This window comes from Streptomyces sp. JHA26, from assembly GCF_002005565.1.
In the GTDB taxonomy this organism is placed as follows: Bacteria; Actinomycetota; Actinomycetes; order Streptomycetales; family Streptomycetaceae; genus Streptomyces.
The window spans coordinates 29502-55993 of the sequence record NZ_BDJC01000033.1 but is presented as its reverse complement, the minus strand read 5'-3'; the positions used below and the strand labels follow the sequence as shown (position 1 = coordinate 55993).

The following is a 26492-nucleotide window of genomic DNA, read 5'->3' as shown; positions in this document are numbered from 1 at the left end:
CCGTTCGCGCCCCCGGCCCCCGTTCGTGCCCCCCGGCCCCGGTCGGGCCGTGGGATCTGCCGCCGGGTAGGGGGACCTGTCGCCGGGTCGTCCCGCGTCGCCTCAGGCCCCGCGGCCGAGGCGGCCCGGCCACCACGCGACGGCGCCGATGTCGCGGGCGAGGGCCGGGACGAGCAGCGAGCGCACCACCAGCGTGTCCAGCAGGACGCCGAAGGCGACGATGAAGGCGATCTGCACCAGGAAGGCCAGCGGGATCACGCCGAGCGCCGCGAAGGTCGCGGCGAGCACGACACCGGCCGAGGTGATCACGCCGCCCGTGGCGGTCAGGCCGCGCAGGACGCCCTGGCGCACCCCGTGGTGCAGCGACTCCTGCCGCACCCGGGACATGAGGAAGATGTTGTAGTCCACGCCGAGGGCGACCAGGAACACGAACCCGTACAGCGGGACGGAGGCGTCCGTACCCTCGAAGCCGAACACGTGGCGGAAGACCAGGGCGGAGACGCCCAGGGTGGCCAGGAAGTTCAGTGCCACGGTCGCGACCAGCAGCAACGGCAGCAGCAGCGAGCGCAGCAGGCCGATCAGGATGACCAGGATGATGGCGAGCACCACGGGCACGATGAGCGTCCGGTCGTGCTCGGCGGTGCGCTGGGTGTCGTACTGCTGGGCGGTGTAGCCGCCGACGAGGGCGTCCGCGCCCGGCACGGCGTGCACCGCGCTCCGCAGGCGGGCCACCGTCTCCTTGGCCGCGTCGCTGTCCGCCGGCGCCCGCAGGGTCGCGTCGATCCGCACCCGTCCGTCCACCACCTTCGGGGCGCCGCCGCCGGGCCGGCCCGACGCGGTCACCGCGGCGGCGGAGGCGACGCCGCGCGTGTCCCGGGCCGCCGCGAGGACGGCGGCGGTCCGGTCCGCGTCCGCGATGATCACGGCGGGGTTGCCGGAGCCTCCCGGGAAGTGCCGGGTCAGGGTCTCCTGGGCGGCGACCGACGGGGCGTCGTCGACGAAGATCTCGTCCAGCGTGACGCCCTTCGACTCCAGGGTCGGCCAGAAGGCGGCGCAGGCGAGCAGTCCGGCGAGGCAGACCGCCCAGATACGGCGCGGCGCCCGGTCCACCAGCCCGGCGACGCGGTGCCACAGGCGGTGTCCGGCCTCCGGGTCGTCGGCCCGGACGGGCTTGGCGGGCCAGTAGGCGGCGTGGCCGAGCAGGACCAGGACGGCGGGCAGGAACGTGAGGGTGCTCAGGACGGCGCAGGCGATGCCGATGGCGCCGACGGGTCCGAGCGCGCGGTTGTTGGTCAGGTCGCTGAGCAGCAGGGCCAGCAGGCCCAGGGCGACGGTCGCCGCGCTGGCGACGACGGCCGACCAGGACGCGCGCAGCGCGGCACGCGCGGCGGCGAAGCGGTCCGGGTGCCGGGCCAGTTCCTCGCGGAAGCGGGCGGTGAGCAGCAGCGCGTAGTCGGTCGCGGCGCCGATGACGAGGATGGAGAGGATGCCCTGGACCTGTCCGTCGACGCGCACGGCGTCGCGCTCGGCGAGCGCGTAGACGATCGCGCAGGCCAGCCCCAGCGCGAAGACGGCGCCGAGGATGATGACCAGGGGCAGCAGGACGCTGCGGTAGACGAGCAGCAGGATGACGAGCACCGTGATCAGGGCGACGCCGAGGAGCAGCCCGTCGATGCCCGAGAAGGCGTCGGAGAGGTCGGCCTGGGAGGCCGCCGGACCGGCCAGCTGCGCCCGGGTGCCCGGGACCCGCTCCGCGGCCTCGCGGATGTGCCCGAGGACGTCGGGCAGGCGGTCGCCGAGACCGGGTTCGACCTGGACGACGGCTTGGAGGGCCGCTCCGTCGGCGGAGGGCAGCGCGGGCGTCGCGGGACCGACGGTGCCGGGCTCGCCCGCGAGGCCCGCGACCGAACGGGTGGCGTCCGCCCGGTGGGCGGCGACGTCACCGCCGTCGTCCGCGGTCCACACGACGATCACCGGCAGGGTCTCGTCCTGCTGGAAGGCCTTCCGGGCGTCGATGACCCGGGTGGACTCGGCGCTGCGGGGCAGGAAGGCGGCCTGGTCGTTGGTGGCGACCTCGCCCAGTTTCCCGGCGTACGGGCCGAACGCCCCGCCGATGCCGAGCCAGACCAGGAGGAGGAGGACGGGGACGAGCCACCGGGCTCGTGAGGTGCGGGACATCGGTCTGCGGTCTCCAGGTCTTCCGTGGTGCGGGATGCCGGCCGTACGGGACGCCGATGAGGTGGCTCGATCATAAACAATCTCAATCATCGAGTTATCGGCCCGCCGTGCCGTGTCGGTACCCCGTCCGGTGCCCGCGACCCGTCCCTTGATGCGGACGGCCGTCACCCCTGTGCGCGAACGGCGGGGGTCAGCGGTCGCCGGCGGTCCGTACGAGCCGCAGTTCCTCGTTCATGGCCGCCACGAAGCGCACCACGACCGCCAGTTCCTCCGCGTCGAAGCGGTCCCGGGCCGCCGCCGCGGCCCGGGCCAGCGGCCGGAAGTGCGTCCGGGCCGCCGCGCGGGCGCCGGGCACGTAGTGCAGATGGACGACCCGGCGGTCGGCGCTCTCCCTGACCCGGCGCACGTGCCCGGCGCGTTCCAGGCGGTCCACGCAGGCCGTGACCGCGCCCGAGGTCAGTCCCAGGTGCTCGCGCAGCCGTCCCGGCGTCATCGGCTCCTCGGCGTCCAGGATCGCCGCGAGCGCCTGGACGTCGGTGGCGTGCAGCCCGTGGGCGGCGGCGAAGCCGTGCACGAGACGGTTGATCTCACCGTTCATCCGCCGCAGTCCGGCGGCGAGGACGTGGAGGTCGCCCGCCTCGGCCCCGGCCGGGGTCTGCCGTTCGTGCGCGCGCCGTCCGCGCTGGTTCGCTGTCGCCACGCGATCAGCGTATAGAAGGGTCACATCCGTCCACGGCGCGCCCGTGACGGCCCGTTCGGGGAAGAGGTCAGCACGACGGCTGTCCCACGAGAGACGGAACACCATGAACGAGGCGAACGAAGGACGCGGCGGCACGGACGGCGACGGCGCGGCGGGGGGCCGTTGCCTGGTCACCGGCGCCACGGGGTACATCGGCGGCCGGCTCGTGCCGGAGCTCCTCGCCGCCGGTCACGCGGTGCGGTGCCTGGCCCGTTCCCCGGACAAGCTGCGCGACCACCCCTGGGCGGCGGACGTGGAGGTGGCGCGGGGCGACGTCCTGGACGCGGACTCGGTGGGGCGGGCGCTGGAGGGCGTCGACGTCGCCTACTACCTGGTGCACGCGCTGGGCACCGGCCGGGACTTCGAGGCGACCGACCGGCGGGCCGCCCGCACCTTCGCCGAGCGGGCGAGGGCGGCGGGGGTGCGCCGCATCGTCTACCTCGGCGGCCTCACCCCGCCGGGCGTGCCGGAGGGGGAGCTGTCGCCGCACCTGAGGTCGCGGGCGGAGGTCGGCCGCATCCTGCTGGCCTCCGGCGTGCCCACGACCGTCCTGCGGGCCGCCGTCATCATCGGCTCGGGCTCGGCCTCCTTCGAGATGCTGCGCTACCTCACCGAGCGGCTGCCGGTGATGGTGACGCCCAGCTGGGTCCACACCCGCATCCAGCCGGTCGCCGTCCGGGACGTGCTGCGCGCCCTCGTCGGCAGCGCCCGCATGCCGGACGACGTCAGCCGCGCCTTCGACGTCGGCGGCCCCGATGTCCTCACCTACCGGGACATGATGCTCCGCTACGCCCGGGTGGCCGAGCTGCCGCGACGGCTGATCCTTCCCGTGCCGATGCTCACGCCCGGCCTGTCCAGCCACTGGGTCGGCCTGGTCACCCCGGTACCGGCGTCGATCGCGCGGCCGCTCACCGAGTCGCTGCGCCACGAGGTGGTGTGCCGGGACGACGACATCGAGCGGTACGTGCCGGCGCCGCCCGGCTCTCCCCTCGGGTTCGACGACGCGCTCCGGCTGGCGCTGCGCCGGGTGCGGGAGGCGCGCGTCACCACCCGCTGGTCGTCCGCGTCCCTCCCCGGTGCGCCCAGCGACCCGCTGCCCACCGACCCCCACTGGGCGGGCGGCAGCCTCTACACCGACGACCGCGCGCTGAGCGTCGACGCCCCGCGCGACGCGCTGTGGCGGGTGATCGAGGGCATCGGCGGCGTCAACGGCTGGTACTCCTTCCCGCTCGCCTGGGCGGTGCGCGGCTGGCTGGACCGGCTGGTCGGCGGCGCGGGCCTGCATCGCGGCCGGCGCGACGCCGCCCGGCTGCGGACGGGCGACTCGCTGGACTTCTGGCGGGTGGAGGAGATCGTCCCCGGCCGGCTGCTGCGGCTGCGCGCCGAGATGCGGCTGCCGGGCCTGGCCTGGCTGGAGATGTACGCCGAGACCGACGGGGCCGGCCGGACGCGGTACCGCCAGCGGGCCCTGTTCCATCCCCACGGGCTGGCGGGTCACGCCTACTGGTGGAGCGTGTCGCCCTTCCACGCCGTGGTGTTCGGCGGCATGGCCCGCAACATCGCCCGGACCGCCGCCCGCACGTCCCGGCCCGGAGCGTCCCGCCGGACGCCGGTCTCCTGAGGCCCCGCGAGGCGTTCCGAGGCGCCTGATGCACCCCACCGCCCCGCGAAGGGGCACCACGGCCGTCCGGGTCGTCCTGTCCACCGTCGGCCTGCGCCCGCACGACCGCCCGCCGCCGCGCGCCGCCCTCGACCGGGGCGGTGAGGTGGTGCCGCTGTTCGTCCGGGACCGGGGCGTCGACGCAGCGGGGTTCGCGGTGCCCGACCGGCCGGCCCTCCTCGCGGACGCGGCCGAGCGGGCGGCCGTCAGGCGAAGGGGGCGGTCGGCGGGCGGGTTCCGGGGCTGTCGGGGCCGGCCGTGTGGTCCGGATGGTTCCGGGTGCGGCGGGCCTCCTTCATCTCCGCCTCGTAGAGGTGGTCCCGGCCGTCGGCGAGCCGCCCCACCGCCTCGTGCTCCAGGTCCCTGAAGGCCCGGTAGTACGTCTGGTCGTACGCCTCGACGATCTGGAAGGTCCAGTGGCCGGGGATGACGTTGCGTCCGAGGATCTCCGTCTCGACGCGCTGCGCCCACTCGGGGTGGCCGGCCTCGCGCAGCAGTTCCACGGTGCGGTCCAGTTCCAGGTCGGCGGTGCCGGTGAGCTGGTGGAAGGAGTACAGGTGCCCGCGGGCGCGTTCGACGGTCTCCAGCGCCTTGGACAGGGACCCGAGGGCCTCCACCGTCTTGTCGTCGACGCCCTCCGGACGCCGGTGCGTGTCTGACATGGGGGTGTTCCTCCGGTGCGGTGGCACGGCGTCAGGACAGCGGGTCGTGGCCCCAGTTCATCAGCGAGTGCCGCCAGCGGGTGTCGCGGACGTCCCCCGAGGGTCGCTGCGCCAGGTGCCGGCGGACGTAACCGACGACCTTGCGCAGGTGCGCGTAGTCGTCGTCCGTGAGGTCGCTCTTCTTCGCCCGCAGGATGCCCACGATGCGGCGGCCGGACGCGTGCCCGGTGGACTCGCCGCCGTCCTCGTGCTGTCCGGCGTCGCGGGAGGCGTCGGTGGCGAGCCACTCCTCCAGTTCGGCCGGGGTCATGTTCACCAGCTCGCGGAAGTCGTCCCAGGTCTCCTTGCGCTCTGCGTCGTCCACGCCCGTCACTTCTTCCTGAGCGCGGACGGCTTGTGCACCGCGGACTTGCCGGACCTGTCGCTGCGGACCTGGTACTGCGGGTCGTCCGGTGAGGCGTCGACCGTGCGGCCCGCGGCCTCGGTCCGTTCGGTGATCTCCTTCTCCACCGTGCCCTCGGTCTCGCTGCCGTGACTGCTCCAGGCGACCTTGTCGCCCTTCTTCGGTTTCTCGTTCCCGCCACGGTTCTTCACCATCTCGGTACTCCCTTCCTTCTCGGTTCTACTCGGTGGGGCCGGTGGGACGTCCGGGGCGGCCCGGCAGGAGGGAACCGGCCTCGCGGGGGGGCCTCGTGGGGTCGGTGAGCCGCAGGGTGCCGGACGGTGTGCGGGCCGGCGCCCCCGGGGGTGGACGGCCGCAGTCGCAGCTCGCGCGGCGGCAGCAGACGGCGGACCCGCGGGTACGTGGTGTCGCGGCCCTGGAGGTCCCGGTCCGGGAGGGAGCCGTCGCGGTGGCCGGTGCGGACGCGCAGGCCGGGCCCGCGAGCCCGCCGCCGGCGACGACGACGCGCGGTGTCCGGCGGTGTCGGCCGTTGCCCATGTGCGCTCCTCACGGTCCCCGACCAGCGTGGACCGCGGACCGCCGCACCACCACTCGGGGGTGCCCGGACGGGAGGGCGTCCGGGCACGGCCCGGTCAGGCGCCGACGTAGGTCGCGAGGTGTTCGCCGGTGAGGGTGGAGCGGGCGGCGACGAGGTCGGCGGGGGTGCCCTCGAAGACGATCCGGCCTCCGTCGTGGCCGGCCCCGGGACCCAGGTCGATGATCCAGTCGGCGTGGGCCATGACCGCCTGGTGGTGCTCGACGACCACGACGGACTTGCCGGAGTCGACGAGCCGGTCCAGCAGGCCGAGCAACTGCTCGACGTCGGCGAGGTGGAGGCCGGTGGTCGGCTCGTCGAGTACGTAGATGCCGCCCTTGTCCGCCATGTGGGTGGCCAGCTTGAGCCGCTGCCGCTCGCCGCCGGACAGTGTGGTGAGCGGCTGGCCGAGGGTGAGGTAGCCGAGGCCGACGTCGGCGAGCCGCTCGAGGATCCGGTGCGCGGCGGGCGTGTGCGCCTCACCGGCGCCGAAGAACTCCTCCGCCTCGGTCACCGGCATGGCGAGCACCTCGCTGATGTCCCGGCCGCCGAGGCGGTACTCCAGCACCGAGGCCTGGAACCGCCTGCCCTCGCAGTCCTCGCAGGGGATGGCGACGCCGGCCATCATCGCCAGGTCGGTGTAGACGACGCCGGCGCCGTTGCAGGTGGGGCAGGCGCCCTCGGAGTTGGGGCTGAACAGGGCGGGCTTGACGCCGTTGGCCTTGGCGAAGGCCTTGCGGATCGGGTCGAGCAGTCCGGTGTAGGTCGCCGGGTTGCTGCGGCGCGAGCCCTTGACGGGGCTCTGGTCGACGAAGACGACGTCCGCCCCGGCGGGCAGCGAACCGTGGATCAGGGAGCTCTTGCCGGAGCCCGCCACGCCGGTGACCACGCAGAGCACCCCGAGCGGGATGTCGACGTCGACGCCGCGCAGGTTGTGCGTGGTCGCGCCGCGGATCTCCAGCGCGCCGGCCGGCTTGCGCACGCTCTCCTTGAGGCCGGCCCGGTCGTCGAGGTGGCGGCCGGTGATCGTGTCGCTGGCCCGCAGTCCCTCGACGGTGCCCTCGAAGCAGACGGCGCCGCCGGCCGTGCCGGCGCCGGGGCCGAGGTCGACGACGTGGTCGGCGATGGCGATGGTCTCCGGCTTGTGTTCCACGACGAGGACCGTGTTGCCCTTGTCCCGCAGCCGCAGCAGCAGGTCGTTCATCCGCTGGATGTCGTGGGGGTGCAGGCCGATCGTGGGCTCGTCGAAGACGTAGGTGACATCGGTGAGCGAGGAGCCGAGGTGGCGGATCATCTTGACGCGCTGTGCCTCGCCGCCCGACAGGGTGCCGGCCGGCCGGTCGAGGGAGAGGTAGCCCAGCCCGATCTCCACGAACGAGTCGAGGGTGTGCCGCAGCGCGGTGAGCAGGGGCGCCACCGACGGTTCGTCGAGGGAGCGGACCCACTCCGCCAGGTCGCGGATCTCCATCGCGCAGGCGTCGGCGATGCTCACCTTCCCGATCCGCGAGTTGCGGGCGCCCTCGCTGAGCCGGGTGCCGTCGCACCCGGGGCACGTGGTGAAGGTGACGGCCCGCTCCACGAAGGCCCGGACGTGCGGCTGCATCGCCTCCTTGTCCTTGGACAGGAACGACTTCTGGATCTTGGGTATCAGGCCCTCGTAGGTGAGGTTGACGCCGTTGACCTTCACCTTGACCGGTTCGCCGTGGAGGAAGGCGTGCAGCTCCTCGTCGGTGTAGTCGCGGATCGGCTTGTCCGGGTCGACGAAGCCGGACTGGGCGTAGACCTGCACGGTCCACTGGCTGTCCGACTTCCAGCCGGGGATGGTGAACGCGCCCTCGCTCAGCGACTTGGAGTCGTCGTAGAGCTGGGTGAGGTCGATGTCGGAGACCGTGCCCCGGCCCTCGCACCGGGTGCACATGCCGCCGGTGCGCTCGTAGGTGGCCTTCACCGCCTTCTTGTTGCCGCGCTCGACGGTGATCGCGCCGCTGGCCCGGACCGAGGCGGTGTTGAAGGAGTACGCGCTGGGCGGACCGATGTGCGGCTCGCCGAGCCGGCTGAACAGGATGCGCAGCATCGCGTTGGCGTCGGTGGCGGTGCCGACGGTGGAACGCGGGTCGCCGCCCATGCGCTGCTGGTCGACGCTGATCGCGGTCGTCAGGCCGTCGAGGACGTCGACCTCGGGCCGGGCCAGGTTCGGCATGAAGCCCTGCACGAAGGCGCTGTAGGTCTCGTTGATCAGCCGTTGTGACTCTGCGGCGATCGTGTCGAACACCAGTGAGCTCTTGCCGGATCCGGAGACCCCGGTGAACACCGTCAGCCGGCGCTTCGGTATCTCGATGCCGACGTCCTTGAGGTTGTTCTCCCGCGCGCCGTGCACGCGGATCAGGTCGTGGCTGTCGGCGGCGTGCGGCGCAGGCGGGCGGGTGCCGGTCCGCGTGGCCTTGCTCATGGTGTCTCCATCTGTCGGGCGGGGCCGGCTGCGCGGCCCGGCGTCGGCGTCCGAGGGCTCGGTCCGCGAGCAGTATGTCCGGTCGTCGCGCACCGTCGATGCGGAACGGCCCGACGGCGTCCGACGGTCACGGTGCGGGCGGGCGGCCCGTCCCGCGCGGCCGGGCCGCCGGACTCATGCGTTCCCCCGGCCGTCCGGTACGAGGACCAGCCGGCCGCTCACCGTGCCGGCCTCCAGTCTCCGGTGGGCCTGCGCGGTCATCGACAACGGCAGGCGGTCGGCGATGCGCGGGCGCCACGGGGTGTCGCGCAGGACGCTCACGACCCCTTCGGCCGCCTCGGCGAGGTCGGCGGTCGTGGCGTTGCTGATGGCGAAGCCCACGATGCTCGCGTCCTTGGTGTACAGGCGGCCGAGCGGCAGCGCGGAGGGGCCGCCGCCCAGTCCGACCATGGCGACCAGGCGCCCGCCGTGCGCCAGCAGGTCGACGGAGTCGGCCAGCACGCCGTGCCCGGAGGTGTCGAGGTGCAGGTCGTACCCGCGGGGCGCGGCCCGGCGCAGGTGCCCGTCGAGACCGGGCGCCCGGTAGTCGAGGACCTCCGCGGCGCCCAGGGCGCGGACCGCCGGGGCGTCCTCGGCACGCGCGGTCGCGATCACGCGGGCGCCGGCCCGGGCGGCCAGTGCGACGGCGGCGCCGCCCACGTTGCCGGCGCCGCCGCCGACGTACACGGTCTCGCCGGCCCTCAGCCTGCCGTGCCGGAACAGCGCGAGCCAGGCCGACGCCGCCGGGTGGGCGGCCGCGACGAGGTGCTCCCCGGCGATGCCGTCCGGTGCCGCGTAGAGCCGCTCGGCGGCGACCGTCGCGTACTCGGCGCAGGCTCCCTGCCGGCCCGCGTGTCCCAGGCTGTTGCACCACACCCGCTGTCCGGGCGTGAAGCCCACCGCTCCGCTCCCGGTCCCGACGACCTCGCCCACCAGGTCACGCCCGACGACGAAGGGGAACGGGAGCGGGGTGGCGTAGGCGCCGGACCGTACGAAGGTGTCCACGGGGTCGACGGCGACGGCCTCGACGCGGACGAGCACGTCCGTGGGTCCGACGGGCGGCACGGGGAGCGTCCCGTACCGGATGGCGTCGGCCGGGCCGACGGCGTCGATGAAGGCGGCCCGCATCACGTCGGGGACTGCGCCGGCAGGCATGGCTCCTCCTGGGCTCGGGGCGTCGGGGGCGACGACGCCGTACCCCCCGATCATGGACCCGGTGCCACGGGCGGGCAGGGTCCGGTGCCGCCGCACCGCGCCCGGGGCCGCCTTCGCCGGCCGCGGCGGTCCGGGCGGCCGGGGCCGTCGCGCCGACGGCACGGTGCGACGGCGGCGCGGTACCGCAACCGCGGAACGGGGCCGTCCCGGTGACCGGATGCCGGAGCGGCGGGCGGGGCGTAGTGTCCGCGTATGGGTGATGTTCGGTCCGGCCGGCGGGCCGGGGTGAGCGGGCCGAGGGCCGGGGGGCGAAGGCCTCCGGGCGGTGCGGCGTGGCCTGCCCGGCCGCGGGTCCGGGCGGGTGGCTGATGGACGCCGCCATGGCCGCCGTGGTGCGGGAGTCCGGGGCGTTCGGCGGACTGCTGTACGTGTTGCCGTCCGACGGTGACGCGTTGCGGCTGGTCCTGGTGGCGGGGGTGCCGGAGGAGATCGCGGCCCCGTGGCGGCGGATCGCGCTGACCGATCCCATGCCGGTGGCGGACGCCGTGCGCGAGCGGCGCATGGTCTGGATCGGCGGTCAGGAGGAGATGGCGCGCCAGTACCCGCGTCCGGCGCTCGTCCTGCCGTACGAGTTCGCGCTGGCGGCCGCCCCGGTCGCTTCGGACACCGCGCTCCGGGGCGGGTTGGTGCTGCTGTGGCCCGGGGGCCGTCCGGGCCGGCTGGACCGGGGCGAGCGCGAGGCGATCGAGAGCGGCTGCCGCCGGCTGGGCGGCCTCCTGCAACGAGCGGCGGACCGCGGCGACCCGGTGGTGCCCGCCGACCGGCCGCGGATGCTGCCGCCGACGGCCGGCCGCTCCCTCTCCCTCAACGAGGCGGCGGTGGTCTCGGCGTTCGTCGACCGGCTGCCCGGAGGGTCCTGCGCGCTGGACACAAACGGCCGCATCGTCTTCATCACCCCGGCAGCCACCGGCCTCCTCGGCCGTGACGCGGCCTCCCTGCTGGGCACGCTGCCCTGGGAGTCGCTGCCGTGGATGGACGTCCCCCAGGTCGAGGACCGCTACCGGGCCGCGCTGGTCAGCCGGCGGCCGCAGACCTTCACCGTGCTGCGCCCCCCGGACGTGTGGCTGTCCTTCGAGCTGTATCCGGACCCGTCCGGCATCAGCGTCCGCATCCGGCGGAGCGACCCCGCCGAGGAGGCGCCCGCGGCCCCGTCCGTCCCGGCCGCCGGTCCCAGCCGCGCCACCCTGCTCTACCACCTGATGCACCTGGCCGCCACCCTCACCGAGGCCGTCGGCGTCCAGGACGTGGTCGAGCAGGCCGCGGACCAGCTGTTGCCCGCCCTCGGCGCACAGGCCATGGTGCTGATGTCGTCCGAGGACGGCCGCCTGAGGATCCTCGGCCACCGGGGCTACCCCACCGAGCTGACGGACCGTTTCGACGGGATCCCCCTGAACTCGGACGTTCCCGGCAGCGAGGTCCTGACCACCGGCGTCCCCAGCTTCTTCCCGACCTTCGCCGACCTCCGGCGCGCCTACCCGTCCACCGTCCACGAGGACGGCATGGCGTCATGGGCCGTCCTGCCGTTGATCGCGTCCGGCCGCCCCATCGGCTCGCTCCTGCTCGCCTATGGCCACCGCCGGGTCTTCCCGCCCGGCGAGCGCGCCGTGCTCACCTCCATGGCCGGTCTGGTCGGGCAGGCCCTGGACCGCGCCCGCCTCTACGACGCCAAGGACCACCTCGCCCACCGCCTGCAGTCCGCTCTCCTGCCGCACACGCTGCCCCGGATCCCCGGGCTGAGGATCGCCGCCCGCTACCTGCCGGCCGCCCGGGGCCTGGGCATCGGCGGCGACTTCTACGACCTCATCCGCCTCGACGCGCACACGGCCGGTGCCGCCATCGGCGACGTGCAGGGGCACAACGTGGACGCCGCGGCTCTCATGGGGCAGGTCCGCACCGCCGTGCACGCCCACGCCACCGTGGGCGCGTCCCCCGCCGACGTCCTGGCCCGCACCAACCGGCTGCTCACCGATCTCGACCCCGGTCTGTTCACCAGCTGCGTCTACGTCCACCTCGACCTCGCCGGGCGTCGCGCGTGCGTGGCCACCGCCGGCCACCCGCCGCCGCTGCTGCGCCACGCCGACGGACGCACCGAACTCCTCCGGGTGCCTCCCGGCCTGCTGCTGGGCATCGAGCCGGACACCGCCTACCCGGCTCTGGAGATCCCGCTGCCGCACGGGTCCGTGCTCGCCCTCTACACGGACGGGCTCGTCGAGGCCCCGGGGGTGGACCCCGACGACGCGACCGCCGCCCTCGCGGGGCTTCTCGAACACGCGGATCCGGCCGATCTCGACACCATGGCCGACACCCTCATCCGGCACGCGCCCACGCCGGGCGACGACATCGCCCTGCTCCTCATATCCCCGGGTGACTGACCGGGCCCCCGCGGCTGGCCCGTGGGGAAGGCCCGTGTCGGCCATGACGGCTGAGGTCCCGCACCGTGCCGCTAGCATGTTCGAGCTCACGACGATCCGTCGATCGTCCGCTCTTCACCGGAACACCCTGCCGAACAGCGCGCTGAGTGCCCCCTTCCGTCCATATCCGACAAACGAGCCATATCATTGAAAACCACTCCCCCACGAATACCGGGGCGGACAGACCGCGCTTCCGTGTTCGCCGCACGGAGCCGCCCACGGGCTGTGCTGTGGACCGCGGCGGGCGCGGCGGCCCTCGGATTCCTCGTCGCGCTGGAATGCGCCGCGCGTCACTACGGCCTGCCGGGGCCGATCACCCATCAGGCCCGGGAGGTGGTGTTCACCCCGTCGTTGGGGCCGCTGCTGTACGCCGGGCTGGCGTTGACGATGGTGGTGCTCACCTGGCGTCAGCGGTTCCTCGCGCTCGCCGTCGCGATCGCCGTCGACGTCGTCTTCGCGCTGGTGCGGTGGACGATCGGCGCCGACATGGAGTTCGGCAACGGCGCCCTGTGGGTGGTCCTGGGCTGCGCGGTCGTCGCGGTCACACGCCGGACCGGCCGGGAGCGCGTGCTGCTCCTGAAGGGTGTCGGGCTGGGCCTGCTGCTGGTGGCCGGTCACAAGACGGGTGACACCTGGCTGCTCATCACCGCGAAGACCCGGCCGACGGTGCTCGACCCGTACGTGGCGACCGCGGACCACGCGCTGGGCAACCCGTCGTGGCTGATCGGCCGGATCGTCGAGGCCACCCAGCCGGTCAGCGGCCACGCCCTGCACCTGGTCTACGGTCAACTGCCGCTGGCGGCGGCCGTCGTCGGGCTCTACCAACTGCGCCATGTCGTGGTCGAGCGCCGTTTTCCGCGCCACCACCTGGTGCGCACCTTCCTGGTGATCGGCCTGCTGGGACCGGCCGTGTACATGATCTTCCCGGTCGTGGGACCGGTCTTCGCCTACGGCGCCGAAGGCGGCTCCTGGGCGGCGGCCGACCTGTGGCCGGGCACGATCCCGCCGGTCGGCGTCCCGCACTCGATGCCGTTCGACGCGGTCACCCCGCGCAACTGCATGCCCAGCCTGCACACCGCCTGGGCCACCACGCTGTTCGTCCACACCCGCAAGGGGTCGCGGACGATGCGCTGGGCCGGCGCGTTCTGGCTGGTCGCCACCCTCACCGCGACGCTGGGCTTCGGCTACCACTACGGCGCCGACCTCCTCGCCGGTGTGGTGTTCGCGCTGACGGTCGAGGCGGCGATGCGCGCGCTCGCCCGCGGCTGGGACCGGTCGGCCACGTGGCTGGTCGCCCACGGCGCGACGGTCTTCGCGCTGCTGCTGGTGTCGTACCGCTTCCTGCCGAGGCAGATGGCCGCGCACCCGTGGCTGTCCGGTCCGCTGCTCGTCCTGGTGACGGCCTCGGTGGTCTACGGCTACCTGTGGACGACCCGGCAGTGGGACTCGGAAGCCGCGCCGGTTCCGGCGCCGGCGCCGGCGCCGGAACCGGAACCGGAACCGACCCCCGCGGAAGCACGACCCGAGCTCGTGTGAGGCGGGGTGTCCCGATGCGCCGGACCGCCCCACGGACCGGCGCATCGGCGCATCGGCGTGCTCCGCTCCGGGTTGCGGGACCTTCGGCGACGCGCTTCGGTTGAAGACCTCCCTGTCACCGCACCAGGAGCTGTCATGTGGATGCCGACGTCGTCGTCCGTCGGCGTGCGCGACGGCTCACAGCACCGCACGATCAGGAAGGGGGGCGGCTCCGAGCCCGCGACTCCATGACGAACCGGATCTGCACGGTGGGACATTCGACCCGCGACTTCGACGAGATGCTGACGATGCTGCGGAACAACGAGGTGACCCACCTGGTCGACGTCCGCTCCTTCCCCTCCTCACGGAAGTTCCCGCAGTGGAACGAGTCCGCGATCGTCGAGGCGCTCCCTCCCGACATCGCGTACCGGTGGATTCCGCAGCTGGGCGGCCGACGGCACACCCCTGCGGGGGTGCCGAGCGAGAACGGCGCATGGCGGGTCAAGGCGTTCCGTGACTACGCCGACCACATGGCGAGCGACGCGTTCCAGGAGGGGCTGGACGAGTTGCTCGGCCTCGCCGCGCAAGGGCGTCCGGCGATCATGTGCAGCGAGGCGGTGCCCTGGCGCTGCCACCGCAGGCTGATCACCGACGCGTTGATCGTCGCGGGCGTGGAGGTCGTGCACATCATGTCGGCCACGACGACGAAGCCCGCTTCCCTGAGTCCTCACGCGCGCGTCCGGGACGGACGCCTCACCTACCCGCCGCCCGCGTCAGCGTGAGGTCCCGCCGTCGTTCAGCCATCCGGCCGGCACGGCGGCCTCGCCGCGGTCCGCGTCCCTGGTGGCCGTCCTGCGGCGACGGCTCCTCGTAGTACACCCTGCGACAGGTGATCCGTCCGGTCACGGGGGGGGTCCTTCCCGCGGCGCACGTCCCCCATGTCACTTCAGGCAGCCCGTGCACGGCAGCACCTCGGGTCGCGGTGCTCGGTGCCGTGTGGAACCGTGGAACGGTCAGCACGCGTTCCGCTCCCACCCGTACGAAGAGGAGGATGGCCATGTCCTCGAAGCGACGCCGGAAGAAGAAGGCGCGCCGCAACCACGCCGCCAACCACGGGAAGCGGCCGCAGTCCTGAGGACCGCGGCGCCCGGGCACGGCCGGCGGACGGAACGGCGGGCGGGCCATCGGTCCCGCGGTCGGCGCGGCGTCGGTGACGGTGCCGGTCCGCCTGTCCGGGACCTCACCGGCGAAGAGCCACGGACGGCTACTCACGTGCTCACGACGACCGGTCGATGATCACGCTCGGCATCCCGGTTCACCGACACCGGGGTGCGGATCGTCCCGCGACGACCGCGGTCACCGCCCGGCGCCCCGGCTGCACGTGCGCCCCCCTCCACGGCCCCCTCGCGACCGGCGGTGTGCACCGTAAGGGGCGAGGGGGGAGGATGGCACTGTGCCGCTGTGGCACCTCGGTCCCCGCGGTGGGCGCAGGAGGGTCGACATGGACCGGTACAACGCCGCGGCCGGCTCGGCCGGTCCCGGGAACGACGAGTTCTCCTCCCCGCCCGGCGGCCTGCTGGACCTGTTGGGTGTCGCGGCGGCGGTGCTCGACGACAAGGGGCGGATCGTCCTGTGGAGCCCGGAGGCGGAGCGCCTCTTCGGCTACGGCTCCACCGAGGCGTTGGGGCGGTACGCGGCGGATCTCCTGATCGATCCGCTGCACAGGCCCCAGGTGTTCGACCTGTTCGGCCGCGTGCTGGCCGGGGAGTCCTGGGCGGGGGGTTTCCCCATCCGCTGCAAGGACGGCACCGTGCGCCAGACGGAGTTCCGCAACGTGCCGCTCCAGGACGGCCGGCACCACACCTACGCCCTCGGCATCGCCACCGACCAGACGCAGTTGCGCGAGCTGGAGACCGGGCTGGCGCTGACGTCACGCCTGTTCCACCACGCGCCGTTCGGCCTCGCGGTGCTCGATCCCCGCCTCCGCTACCTGCTCGTCAATCCGGTGCTGGAGAAGATCTACGGCAGGACGGCCCACGAGGTCATGGGCCGGCACGTGTCCGAGGTGATCCCGGCCCCGGACAGCGCCCCGGTCGAGGCGGCCCTGCACCGTGTGCTCACCACGGGCGAACCGCTGCTGGACCGGCTCACCCGCGGCACCACCCCGGCCGACCCCGATCCCCGGCGCGAACACGTCTGGTCCACGTCCTACTACCGGCTCCAGGACCAGCGCGGCCGGACCCTCGGGGCCGCCGTCACCATGACCGACGACACCGAGCGGCACCGGGCCGCGTCCGAGGCGAGCCGGGTACGCGGGCGCCTGGCCACGCTCGCCGCGGCGGGGGTGCGCATCGGCTCCACCCTCGATCTGGAGCGCACCGCGCACGAGCTCGCCGACATCGCGGTGGACGGCCTCGCCGACGTGGCCGCGGTCGACGTCCTCGACGTCGTCTTCACCGCCGCCGACCCCGCCCTGCCGGACATCGGGCAAGGCGCGGCCTTCCGCCCACTGGCCGTCGCCGCCCGTCCGCCGACGGAGGCCGCCCGGGCCGCCGATCCCGTCGGTGAGGTGGCCGTCTACGCCGCGGACCGCCTGGTCACGCAGTGCGTCACGACGGGCCGGCCGGTGCTGGTGCCACGTCTGACGGCCGAAACCCTCAGGCGCCTGGGCCACCAGCCCGATTCGGACGTCCTCGGCCGTGCCGGCGCCCACTCCTACCTGGCCGTCCCCCTGAGCGCGCACGGCTGCGTCCTGGGGGCCCTGTCCCTTCTGCGTGTCCACGACCCACGCCCCTTCGACGAGGACGACCGCGACTTCGCCGTCGAACTCGCCGACCGGGCAGCCATCTGCATCGACAACGCACGCTGGTACCGGCACGAACGCGACACCGCCCTGGCGCTGCAGCGCAGCCTTCTGCCGCGCCGGGCCCCCGACCGGGCCGGGCTCGAGATCGCCACCCGTTACCGGCCGGCCGACGACACCTCCGAGATCGGAGGCGACTGGTACGACGTGCTCCCCCTGGCGAACGGCGGCACCGCCCTCGTCATCGGGGACGTCATGGGAAGCGGCGTGCCGGCCGCAGCCGCCATGGGGCAGTTGCGCACCGCCACCCGCACGCTGTCCCATGTCGGCCTGCCCCCGGCCGACGTCCTGTGCGGGCTGGACCGCCTCGCCGAAGACCTCGAGTCCCCCTTCGCCACCTGTACGTACCTCACCTGCCGACCGGCCTCCGGCACCTGCGAGTTCGCCTCCGCCGGTCACCTGCCGCCCGTCGTGGTCCGTCCCGACGGGACCGTCGAGCTGATCGACCCGACTCCCGGGCCCCCGCTCGGCATCGGGGACAGCGCGTTCACCACCCACCGCCTCGCCCTCACCGCCGGCAGCAGGCTCCTGCTGTACACCGACGGCCTCGTCGAGACCCGGACCGATGCCATCGACGACCGGCTCCAGCTCCTCCTGAAGCTGCTCGCCAAGGCTCCGCAGGACCTGGAGGACACCTGCGACCTGCTCCTGGAGCAGATGCGTCACCCGGGCTCGCGCGACGACGTCGCACTCCTCCTCGCCTGCCTGACTCCGGAAGGCGGGACACCGGCGGTCCGACCCTCACGACGCGCCTGATCCGCGGCACCTGCTCACCGGGACCCCGCTCGTTCTCGTCGAGGCCGGTCCGAGGGCGCCCCCTCTCACCCGCCCGGCCACCGGTGTGCGTCACGCCCAGTGATGCCGCGCACGCGCCATGTCCACTCGCGCACCGCGCATCGGCGTTCCCTCGTCGCCGAGCAGGACCGGCGCCCGCCCACCGTGACAGGAGGCGGGCGTCCCGTCCGCGTACACGACACGCCACCACGGCACGTTGTCGTCGAGCAGGCTCATGGCCCGCCCCACCTGGCGTGCGCCGACACCGACCCTTCGGCCGACGTCTCCGTAGGAGGCCACAGCGCCCGCGGGGATCGTGAGGACCGCCTCCCGTACGTCGTCGACGAAGGTCACGGCGACTCCAAGCAGGCGGGACGGTCGTCGCGGGCCGACGTGCCGGACCGGTCGCGCCCGCTGCCGGGCAGGAGGCCGGCGGACACGGAAATCGTTCTCCGGGTCACATCGTTCTCCGGATCTTCGTCAGGGCCCCTCCTTTGTGCATGGCGATGTGGTCGGTCTTGTCGCTCTTGATCTCGTACTGCGGGTCGTCCTCCGAACAGTGACGGGTACGTCCCTTGAACTCGACATCGCGCGTGTGCTTCTTGACGATGGTGCCTTCGACGTGTCCGGCCTCGGAGTTCCAGCGCACGTGGTCCCCCACGGAAAACTCCTTCGCCATGGCCCTTCCTCCGTTCCCTCCCTGGGCACGAGTCCGGTACGCGAGCCGGCACCGGACCGGCTCTCGGACGGGAACGTGCCGGGTACCCGGCGAGCCAGGGGGCGAATCGGAGCAGGGGCGCCTTCGCCATCGGCCTGACCTGCGGCGGGGAACTCGACGTCCACGTGCAGCGCATCGCCCCGGCCGCACAGCCTCATCCGGCCTCCGCCCCCACCCGAGCGGCGAACCGCCGTGGCACAGGTCGTGGACGGACCCGCGCATCTCCTCGGCGGGCGATGTCCACCGGGCGGCCCGGACCGGTGAACAGGGGGGCGTGGAGAGCGCGCCCCAGCGGGTTGACGGCGAGGACGTCCAGACGGCCGTTGCGGATGAAGGCCGGTGAGCCGGTCATGGAGTCCAGAACGCGCCTGAGGCTGGCGGGGACGGCGTTCTCGGCCTTGCGGGCGGCGCGGCGCGGCGGGCGCTGACGCTGGGCGGCGGCCAGGTCGTGGAGGTGGGAGCGTTCGGCCTCGTCCAGCTGCAGTGCGCGGCAGACGGCGTCGAGCACCTCCTCGGAGGCACCGGCGAGCTGACCGCGCTCCAGGCGGGCGTAGTAGTCGATGCTGACGCCGGCCAGCAGGGCGACTTCCTCGCGGCGCGGCCCCGGCACCCTGCGGTTCCCGCCGCCGTACGCGGGCAGGCCGGCCTGCTGCGGGGTCATCTTCGCGCGATGGACGTCCCGCGGGACCTGCGCGACGTGGACTACGGCGGGCACAGCGCCTTCCCCGTCTACAACGGCAAGTGACGCCACACGCGCGCCACCTCGCGCCGGCACGGGTCGGCCATGACGCACCGAGCCGAACGCCTCCGCGCCGACGGCGTCGACGCGGAGACGATGTTCACCGCCGCGTCGCCCCGGACCGTGCGCCGCGCGGCGTTCCCGGCATGGAGACGACCTCTCAATGGCCTGCGGCCTGCAGTTCCCGTACCAGGCGGCTCGTCACCGGCATGGGCACTCCGTGCCGGTCGGCCGCGCGCAGCAGCGCTCCGCCGATGGCGTCGAGTTCCAGCGCTCGGTTCGCTTCCGCGTCGCGCTGCATGGAGGACTTGGTGTCCGCCGGGAAGGCGTCGTAGCGCGCCAGAGCCTGAGCGGGATCCACCGGGGCGCCGCAGGCGCGGCTGACCGCGGCGGTTTCGGCGACCAGGCTCTCCAGTTCCTCGTGGTGGCGGGTGCGGATCTCTCCGAGGGGAGCGCCGTACCGGGTGGTGAGGAGGGCGAAGGGGGCGAGGAAGGCCATCTTCGCCCACAGGGTCGTGGTCTCGTCCTCGGTCACGCGTGCCGTCACCCCGGCGGCGGACAGCGTGGTCACCAGGGTTTCGGCGCGGAGGCGGGGTGCCGAGTCGGCGGTCAGGTCGATCTCGGCGAACGGGCTGCCGTGCTCGATGACGACGGGCCCCGTGCCGTCGGGGGCGAGGCGGGTGGACTCCACGCGGATCACTCCGGGAGCCACCCGGTCAGGCCGGTGGCGGGCACGGAGGGCCACGGGGTGTTCGACGCCGTTGAGCAGGGGGACCACAAGGGCGTCGCCCAGGGTCGCGGGGGGCACGCGGGTGAGTGCGGCGTCCAGCACGGTCTGCTTGACGGTGATCAGGCACGCGTCGACCGGCTCGCGCAGTTCGGTGTCCGCTTCCACGGCTGCCGTGAAGTCGCCGAAGTGACGGCTACGGACCTCGATCCCGCTGGTGCGCAAGGTGCGGACCGTGGCTTCTCGGGCCAGGCAGACGACACGGTGGCCGGAACGGGACAGCAGGGCGGCCAGCAGACCGCCGACACCGCCCGGCCCCAGAACGGCCACCGTGGGCTTGCTCGTCATGAACGTCATGAAGTTGTCCTCTCCTGGGTCGGCCCCGGTGGTCGGTGGCCGCCGTCAAGACGATCTTCGCAGAGGCGGCCACAGCCGCCTTTCACCGGCACGCCGACAGCGAGATCCTGCTCAGCTTCCCCGGCCTTGGGCCCATGTGAGCCTGACGGTTGCTGCTTCTACCAGGCGGTGGCCTGAAGCACGTGCAGGGCGATCTCCTGGACCGACCGGTTGTCCGTCGGGACGCGTACGGTGCCCGCCGGAGCCTCCTCGTCGAGTTGCCGTGCCATCCGCATGCTCCGCTCGATGTGAGCGTGCAGTTGGGTGCCGATCTCGCGCTGGGCGAGCCGCTGACGCACGGTGGCTTCCTCAGCCGTGAGCAGGACGCAGGTGGCTTTGACGGCACTGCCACCCATGGCCCGGCTGACCATCGCCTTCTCCAGGATGCTCACCGTGTTGGTGTAGATGAGCCGGTGCCGGCCAAGGGCCGCGTAGTTCGACCAGATCGCGGCGATGTTTCGTTCGGTGATCGCTGTGCGGTGAGGATCGTTGTCGGGGGCGGGATGGATCTGGTCCATGTAGTCCCCCTCGATCAGACAGTGCGCCGTCTTCTTCTGCTGCAACGCTGCGGACACCTCCCATGCGACGGTGGTCTTCCCGACGCCCGCACCACCACCGATGAGCAACAGTTCGTAAGCAGTCATGGCGCGTCAGCCTGACAGAGGCTGGTTCACCACGGCATGTGGTTTTGGCGGGGATCACCGTGCCGCCGCCCCGTCCGGTCGCGGGCGGCATCCTGGTGCGACGGCCCGGCCCCGCCGCGCGGCCGAGCCGAGCCGCCCTCCCGCCAGTGATCGCGGTACGGGGGCCGACACCTGACCGCCTTGCGCTCACCAGCCGCCCGATCTCGGACGTTCCCGCAGGTCAGCGAACCCTTCCTCGCGGCTTCAGCGGCACCGCAGGCAGCGCAGGGGCCGGCAGCGGAGCGCCGTCGTATCCCTTCACCTCGCCGAACCGCGTGCCTTCCATCCAGTCCCGACGGGCCTGTTCGATCTCCTCCTGCGACCGTCCGATCCAGTTCCAGAACATGATCAGTTCCTCCTCGAACGGCTCGCCGCCCAGGAGCATCAGGCCCGCGTCCGAGTCGGCCCGCAGGGGCAGTTCGCGGCGGCCGCAGCCGAGGTAGAGCATCGAGCCCGGCACCAGGGGCACACCGTCGACGTGGGCCTGGCCGGACATGGACAGGACCGCGTACTCGAAGTCCGGCTCCAGCGGGAGGCGTACGTCCGCGCCCCGGGTGAGGCTCAGGTCGGCGCCGACGAGGGGGGTGTACGTCGTCCCCGGCGAGGCGGCGCCGTCGAGTTCGCCGAGGAGCAGGGTGGCCGTCAGGCCGGGGGCCGTGACGTGCGGCAGGTCGCCGTGGAACTCGAAGTGCGGGTCGGTGTGGCGGTGGGCGTCCGGGAGGGCCACCCACAGCTGTGCGCCGTGCAGGTGGCGGGCGTGCGGGCGCGGGCTCTCCTCGGAGTGGCTGATCGCGCGGCCGGACGTCATCAGGCCCAACTGGCGCGGGCGGATGGTCTGCAGGCTGCCGGTGGAGTCGCGGTGCAGCACCTCGCCCTCGTGGAGCCAGCTGACCGTCTGCAGCCCCATGTGCGGATGGGGCGGCACCTGCATGCCGGGCTCGTCGGCGATGTCGTCGGGACCGTAGTGATCGACGAAGCACCAGGCGCCGACCATGCGCCGACCCAGGTTGGGCAGCAGCCGGCGGACCTCGGTGGACTCGCCGAGCTTGACCTGACGGGGGCTGAGGAGTTCTCGCACGGGCTCCGCCACCACGAAGCCGCGGCCGCCGCACACGGAGGGAACCGCCTCGCGATCAAGATTGCTCATGGCGCCCAACCTAGCCCCCGCACGGCCCGTCACGGCACTCCTCCACCGCCCTTCACCCCGCCGGACGGGCGTGCGGGGCCGACGGGTCCCGGCACACGTACGGCCCCACGGCCCCACGGCCCCACGGCCCCACGGCCCCACGGGAAGGGTGGTGGAATTTTCAACCAATGGGTGTGGTTGCAGCGGGCGCAGAAGGAGGTCACGAGTGGACACGACGTACTACGACCACGGAACGCCGGCGGAGCGCTGGGAGCGCGCGCGGATGTTCTTCGACGCCAAGGACTACGCCGCCGCCGCGCGCGTTCTGGGCGCGCTGGTCGAGGAGGTGCCCGAGCAGACCGGACCGCGGCTGCTGCTGGCGCGTGCCTACTACCACTCCGCCCAGCTGCGGCGTGCGGAGGCCGAGCTGCGGGTCATCGTCGAGCGCGATCCGGTGGAGCACTACGCCCGGCTGATGCTGGGCCGCACCCTCGAACGGCAGGGGCGGCAGGAGGAGGCCGACTCGCACCTGCGGATCGCCTCCGCCTTCGCGGGCGACTTCCCGAAGGACGCCTGAGAAGAGCGTGCGAGCGGCGCCCCGTGCCGACGACGCACACGGTGCCCGGTTCCCCCGAGGGAGCCGGGCACCGTCGTCCGCCCGGAGTGCGACGGTAGGCGGGTGCCGTGCGCCGTGCGGTGTGACGGTGGGGCTGTGGGTCCGGCCTTCCCCGACGTCGCGTCAGGGAACGGCCGCCGGTGCGGGCGCGTTCGGGGCGGACGTGCCCCGCTCGTCCCGAACGACGCGACCGGGCCGGTCAGTTGTCCCGGTAGGCCTCCAGCAGCCGCAGCCACACCTCGCTGATCGTCGGGTAGGACGGCACCGCGTGCCACAGCCGGCCGACCGGTACCTGTCCGACGACGGCGATCGTCGCGGAGTGGATCAGCTCGCCGACGCCCGGGCCGACGAAGGTGACGCCGCGGACGATCTCGTCCTCCAGGTCGACGACCATGCGGGCGCGGCCCGCGTAGCCGTCGCGGTACAGTCCCGCGCCGGCCACGGTCGACAGGTCGACGTCGACGGCGCGGACGCGGTGGCCGGCCTCTTCGGCCTCGGCCAGGGAGAGACCGACGGCGGCGGCCTCCGGATCGGTGAAGACCACCTGGGGCACGGCGTCGTGGTCGGCGGTCGCGGCGTGCGCGCCCCACGGGCCGGACTCCAGGGCGGGCTCGCCGGAGGCGCGGGCGGCGATGGCGGCGCCCGCGATCCGGGCCTGGTACTTGCCCTGATGGGTGAGCAGCGCGCGGTGGTTGACGTCGCCGACGGCGTACAACCAGTCGTGGCCGTCGACGCGGAGGCTGTCGTCGACCGGGAGCCAGGAGCCGGGCTCGAGGCCGACCGTCTCCAGGCCGATGTCGTCGGTGCGCGGGGCGCGGCCGGTGGCGAAGAGGATCTCGTCGGCCTCGATGCGCTCGCCGGTGTCGGTGAGGGCGACGACGGTGCCGTTCTCGCGGGTGACGGACGCGACGGAGGTGCCGGTGCGGATGTCGGCGCCGGCCTCCGTGAGGGCGTCGGCGACCAGTTCGCCGGCGAACGGCTCCATGCGGGCGAGCAGGCCCTTGCCGCGGACGAGGAGGGTGACCCGGGAGCCGAGGGCCTGCCAGGCCGTGGCCATCTCGACGGCGACGACTCCGCCGCCGACGACGATCAGCCGTCCCGGCACGCTCTGCGCGCTGGTGGCCTCGCGGCTGGTCCAGGGGCGTACGTCGTCGAGGCCCGGCAGGTCCGGCAGGGCGGCGCGGGTGCCGGTGCAGACGGCGACGGCGTGCCGGGCGGTCAGGACGCGGCGGGTGCCGTCGGGGCCGGTCACCTCCACCGTGCGGGGTCCGGCGAGGCGTCCCCGTCCGCGGTACAGGTCGGCGCCGATCCCCTCGACCCACCGGACCTGCCCGTCGTCCTTCCAGTGCGAGGTGTACTCGTCGCGGTGGGCGAGCACCGCGGCGGCGTCGAGAGGGGCCTGCGCCGCCCGGCTCAGTCCCGGGGTGCGGCGGGCGTCCGCGTGGGCGATGACCGGGCGCAGCAGGGCCTTGCTGGGCATGCACGCCCAGTAGGAGCACTCGCCGCCGACCAGTTCGCCCTCCACGATCGCGGTGGACAGTCCCGCCGCCCGGGTGCGGTCGGCGACGTTCTCCCCCACGGGGCCCGCGCCGATCACCACGACGTCGTACGCGATGGATTCCGATTCCGTCATGGGGCCAGTCTGGTGGGTGGTGTGCGGCGTGGCCACATGGGTACGTGCGCGGAATAACCGTCCCCTCGGCCGTGTTCGTGCGGACGGCTTGTCGCCGACACCAGGAAGAGGGATCACGTCATGAGCAGCACCGTGGAGCTCACCAAGGAGAACTTCGACCAGACGGTCACGGACAACGAGTTCGTCCTGATCGACTTCTGGGCGTCCTGGTGCGGGCCGTGCCGTCAGTTCGCCCCGGTCTACGAGAAGGCCGCGCAGGAGAACCCCGACCTGGTGTTCGGCAAGGTGGACACCGAGGCGCAGCCGGAGCTCGCGCAGGCCTTCCAGATCCAGTCGATCCCGACGCTGATGATCGTCCGGGACCAGGTGGCCGTGTTCGCGCAGCCGGGTGCGCTGCCGGAGGCCGCGCTGACGGACGTCATCGGGCAGGCCCGCAACCTGGACATGGACGAGGTCCGCAAGGCGATCGCCCAGCAGCAGGCCCAGCAGCAGGGTGACCAGGCCGGGCAGGACGGCCGGTAGGGGCCGGGCGGCTCAGCTCGATTCGCGGTGCACCACCCTCGCGCCGAGCACCGCGTGCAGCTCGGGCGCGGCGTCGGGGTCGTGGACCGCGCGGTCGACCAGTGCGGCCAGGTCGCGGCCGGACGGGAGTTCGAGGTGGACGGTGCTGAGCCGGGGCCTCAGCAGGCGGCCGAGCATGAGGTCGTCCGCGCCGACCACGGCGGTGTCCCGGGGGATGTCCAGACCCGCGTCCTGCAGGGCCCGCATCAGCAGCATCGCGTACTCGTCGTTGTACGCGAACACCGCGTCGAGGCCGAGGGAGGGCCAGCGGGCGGCCAGCCGGGCGGCGTCCCGCTCGTCGTGGGCGAGCGGCAGTCCGGTCACGGTGGCGTCGGTGCCCTCGACGGCGCGGCGCACCCCGCGCAGGCGGGGTGCCGAGAAGACCTCGAGACCGTCTTCCGCGGGGACGACGACGCCGATCCGGCGGCGGCCGCGGTCGTGGAGGTGGCGTCCGGCGCAGTGGCCGACGGCCTCGTGGTCCATGAGCAGGGCGTGCGCGCCCTCGACGGCCTCGGGTGCGAGGGTGACGACGGCGCGGACGCCGGAGCGTCTGAGCAGTTCCACGCCGCGCGGGCCCAGCCCCGAGCCGGGCACCAGGACGGCGACCGGGCGCAGTTCGGCCCAGGCGCGGGCGGCGTCGTCGTCGTGCCGGCCCGCGGTGCCGTACTGCACGACGGTGTAGTCGAGCCGGCCCAGCGCCCACTGGAGTTCGGTGAGGAACCGGCTGTAGAGCGGGCCGACGGGGAAGGCCGGGGCGGGCATCAGGACCATGCGGCTGTGTCCGGCGCGCAGGGAACGGGCCGCCGCGTGGGGGACGTAGCCGAGTTCCCGGGCGGCCTCGTGGACGCGGCGGCGGGTGGCTTCGCTGATCCGGACGGCGTCGGTGTCGTTCAGGACGTAGGAGACGGTCGCGCGCGAGACGCCGGCCAGGCGGGCCACATCGGTGCTCGTGGGGACGGAGCGCGGTGCCGGGGACGCGGGGGCGGACGTTTTCGGTATCTGCACCATGACGTACGGCATCTTGGCAGAGCCCCGGGCGCCGCCCGTGGCCGGGGGACGGTCGTCCGGACCGGACGGTCTCGCGTCCCGCGGCGGGAGTTCAGTCCGTCGGCTCGCTGCGGGTCACCCGTGCCACCAGGTCCTGCCAGCCCGCCTCCAGCCGTGCCAGGGGCATCCCGCACTGTTCGGTGAGGTGGTGGATCAGGGCCGCGTCGAGGTAGGCCATCAGCGTGTGGGAGAGCAGTTCGCTGTCCGCGTCCGGGGCGGCCTGGCGCAGCAGCAGGGCCACGTGGCCGCGCAGGAAGCGGCGCGGGGCGGCGGTGTAGCGGCGTTCCGCGCTCGGCTCGGCGGCCAGGTGCAGGGCCAGTTCGTCGCCGCTGCGGCGCAGCATCGCGCAGCCGAAGGCCCGCAGCCGCTCCACGGCCGGCGCACCGGGCCCCAGGGGCGGCGGACCGCCGAGGAGGGCGGCCTGGAACTTCTTCTCGGAGTGGTCGAGCAGGGCCATCAGCAGGCCCGTGCGGTCGCCGAAACGCCGGAAGACCGTGCCCTTGCCCACCGAGGCCGCCGCGGCCACCGCCTCCATGGTGAGGCTCGCCGCGCCGTGCTCGGCCACCAGCCGCGCGGCGGCCTCCAGCAGCCGGGCGCGGTTGCGGGCGGCGTCGGCGCGCAGGCAGGGCTCGTCCTCGTCGGCTCCCGTTCCGAGCTGGAGCAGCTCGAGCGGGCCGTCGGTCTCCTGGGGCTGGGGAAAGGGCGGCAGGGCGGCGGACATGAAAACAGCGTAAAGCATCGGGAACAAAACTGGACCGCGGTCC

Annotated in this window: 22 protein-coding genes and 2 pseudogenes; 8 read left to right on the top strand and 16 right to left on the bottom strand. The window is 73.7% G+C overall.

What is annotated here, in order from left to right:
- Window positions 1-102: 102 nt before the first annotated feature.
- Window positions 103-2178: an MMPL family transporter gene (locus tag JHAT_RS20725; RefSeq protein ID WP_077799724.1), complete on the bottom strand. Its 2076-nt coding sequence runs from the start codon at window positions 2176-2178 to the stop codon at window positions 103-105.
- Window positions 2179-2368: 190 nt separating this feature from the next.
- Window positions 2369-2878: a MarR family winged helix-turn-helix transcriptional regulator gene (locus tag JHAT_RS20720; RefSeq protein ID WP_077799723.1), complete on the bottom strand. Its 510-nt coding sequence runs from the start codon at window positions 2876-2878 to the stop codon at window positions 2369-2371.
- Between the two features lie 103 nt (window positions 2879-2981).
- On the opposite strand from JHAT_RS20720, the gene JHAT_RS20715 reads away from it, so the two are divergent.
- Entirely contained in the window at window positions 2982-4538 is a 1557-nt protein-coding gene (locus JHAT_RS20715) for an SDR family oxidoreductase (RefSeq protein ID WP_077799722.1), read from the top strand.
- Between the two features lie 28 nt (window positions 4539-4566).
- Window positions 4567-4797 (top strand): annotated as a pseudogene (locus JHAT_RS35365) (hypothetical protein); the annotation flags it as partial.
- Here the strand turns inward: JHAT_RS35365 and JHAT_RS20705 are convergent.
- From JHAT_RS20705 to JHAT_RS20685, 5 genes are all read right to left on the bottom strand, one after another.
- Window positions 4784-5239: a hypothetical protein gene (locus tag JHAT_RS20705; protein ID WP_077799721.1), complete on the bottom strand. Its 456-nt coding sequence runs from the start codon at window positions 5237-5239 to the stop codon at window positions 4784-4786. The pseudogene JHAT_RS35365 and the gene JHAT_RS20705 sit on opposite strands and share 14 nt — an antisense overlap.
- Before the next feature lie 31 nt (window positions 5240-5270).
- On the bottom strand, window positions 5271-5603 hold the full coding sequence (locus JHAT_RS20700) for a DUF3140 domain-containing protein (RefSeq protein WP_077799762.1): 333 nt from the start codon (window positions 5601-5603) through the stop codon (window positions 5271-5273).
- A gap of 5 nt (window positions 5604-5608) precedes the next feature.
- On the bottom strand, window positions 5609-5836 hold the full coding sequence (locus JHAT_RS20695) for a DUF2945 domain-containing protein (RefSeq protein ID WP_077799720.1): 228 nt from the start codon (window positions 5834-5836) through the stop codon (window positions 5609-5611).
- 438 nt (window positions 5837-6274) lie between these two features.
- Window positions 6275-8665: an excinuclease ABC subunit UvrA gene (locus JHAT_RS20690; RefSeq protein ID WP_077799719.1), complete on the bottom strand. Its 2391-nt coding sequence runs from the start codon at window positions 8663-8665 to the stop codon at window positions 6275-6277.
- 174 nt (window positions 8666-8839) lie between these two features.
- Window positions 8840-9832 (bottom strand): NADPH:quinone reductase, encoded by a 993-nt coding sequence (locus JHAT_RS20685; RefSeq protein ID WP_171990991.1) that lies wholly within the window; start codon window positions 9830-9832, stop codon window positions 8840-8842.
- A gap of 395 nt (window positions 9833-10227) precedes the next feature.
- Here JHAT_RS20685 and JHAT_RS20680 point away from each other — a divergent pair, with 395 nt between their 5' ends.
- From JHAT_RS20680 to JHAT_RS20665, 4 genes are all read left to right on the top strand, one after another.
- A complete protein-coding gene (locus JHAT_RS20680) occupies window positions 10228-12291 on the top strand; it encodes a SpoIIE family protein phosphatase (protein WP_077799761.1) in 2064 nt (687 codons plus the stop codon).
- Window positions 12292-12555: 264 nt separating this feature from the next.
- Window positions 12556-13866, top strand: coding sequence for a phosphatase PAP2 family protein (locus tag JHAT_RS20675; RefSeq protein WP_253195560.1), 1311 nt, complete (start codon window positions 12556-12558; stop codon window positions 13864-13866).
- A gap of 227 nt (window positions 13867-14093) precedes the next feature.
- A complete protein-coding gene (locus JHAT_RS20670) occupies window positions 14094-14627 on the top strand; it encodes a DUF488 family protein (protein ID WP_077799716.1) in 534 nt (177 codons plus the stop codon).
- Window positions 14628-15346: 719 nt separating this feature from the next.
- Window positions 15347-17464 carry a SpoIIE family protein phosphatase gene (locus tag JHAT_RS20665; RefSeq protein ID WP_077799715.1) on the top strand — a complete coding sequence of 706 codons (2118 nt, stop codon included), beginning with the start codon at window positions 15347-15349 and terminating at the stop codon, window positions 17462-17464.
- A 90-nt stretch (window positions 17465-17554) separates the two neighbouring features.
- Here the strand turns inward: JHAT_RS20665 and JHAT_RS20660 are convergent, their stop codons facing one another.
- From JHAT_RS20660 to JHAT_RS20635, 6 genes and pseudogenes are all read right to left on the bottom strand, one after another.
- A complete protein-coding gene (locus tag JHAT_RS20660; protein WP_077799714.1) occupies window positions 17555-17836 on the bottom strand; it encodes an MGMT family protein in 282 nt (93 codons plus the stop codon).
- A 103-nt stretch (window positions 17837-17939) separates the two neighbouring features.
- A complete protein-coding gene (locus JHAT_RS20655; RefSeq protein WP_077799713.1) occupies window positions 17940-18161 on the bottom strand; it encodes a DUF2945 domain-containing protein in 222 nt (73 codons plus the stop codon).
- Window positions 18162-18429: 268 nt separating this feature from the next.
- Window positions 18430-18861 (bottom strand): annotated as a pseudogene (locus JHAT_RS20650) (helix-turn-helix domain-containing protein); the annotation flags it as partial.
- A gap of 238 nt (window positions 18862-19099) precedes the next feature.
- Window positions 19100-20014, bottom strand: coding sequence for a ketopantoate reductase family protein (locus tag JHAT_RS20645; RefSeq protein ID WP_077799759.1), 915 nt, complete (start codon window positions 20012-20014; stop codon window positions 19100-19102).
- A 167-nt stretch (window positions 20015-20181) separates the two neighbouring features.
- Window positions 20182-20706, bottom strand: a complete 525-nt coding sequence (locus JHAT_RS20640; protein WP_077799712.1) for an AAA family ATPase — start codon at window positions 20704-20706, stop codon at window positions 20182-20184.
- A gap of 220 nt (window positions 20707-20926) precedes the next feature.
- On the bottom strand, window positions 20927-21892 hold the full coding sequence (locus tag JHAT_RS20635) for a pirin family protein (RefSeq protein ID WP_077799758.1): 966 nt from the start codon (window positions 21890-21892) through the stop codon (window positions 20927-20929).
- A 205-nt stretch (window positions 21893-22097) separates the two neighbouring features.
- On the opposite strand from JHAT_RS20635, the gene JHAT_RS20630 reads away from it, so the two are divergent.
- Window positions 22098-22448 carry a tetratricopeptide repeat protein gene (locus tag JHAT_RS20630; protein WP_077799711.1) on the top strand — a complete coding sequence of 117 codons (351 nt, stop codon included), beginning with the start codon at window positions 22098-22100 and terminating at the stop codon, window positions 22446-22448.
- Between the two features lie 238 nt (window positions 22449-22686).
- On the opposite strand, the gene JHAT_RS20625 is transcribed toward JHAT_RS20630, so the two are convergent.
- On the bottom strand, window positions 22687-24120 hold the full coding sequence (locus JHAT_RS20625) for an NAD(P)/FAD-dependent oxidoreductase (protein WP_077799710.1): 1434 nt from the start codon (window positions 24118-24120) through the stop codon (window positions 22687-22689).
- Between the two features lie 120 nt (window positions 24121-24240).
- Between JHAT_RS20625 and trxA the strand changes: the two genes are divergently transcribed.
- Window positions 24241-24642 (top strand): thioredoxin, encoded by a 402-nt coding sequence (gene trxA, locus JHAT_RS20620; RefSeq protein WP_077799709.1) that lies wholly within the window; start codon window positions 24241-24243, stop codon window positions 24640-24642.
- 12 nt (window positions 24643-24654) lie between these two features.
- On the opposite strand, the gene JHAT_RS20615 is transcribed toward trxA, so the two are convergent.
- The gene (locus JHAT_RS20615) at window positions 24655-25689 is read right to left on the bottom strand and encodes a LacI family DNA-binding transcriptional regulator (RefSeq protein ID WP_077799708.1); all 1035 of its coding nucleotides are present in this window, start codon (window positions 25687-25689) and stop codon (window positions 24655-24657) included.
- A gap of 91 nt (window positions 25690-25780) precedes the next feature.
- Window positions 25781-26449, bottom strand: a complete 669-nt coding sequence (locus JHAT_RS20610) for a TetR/AcrR family transcriptional regulator (protein ID WP_077799707.1) — start codon at window positions 26447-26449, stop codon at window positions 25781-25783.
- Window positions 26450-26492 lie beyond the last annotated feature (43 nt).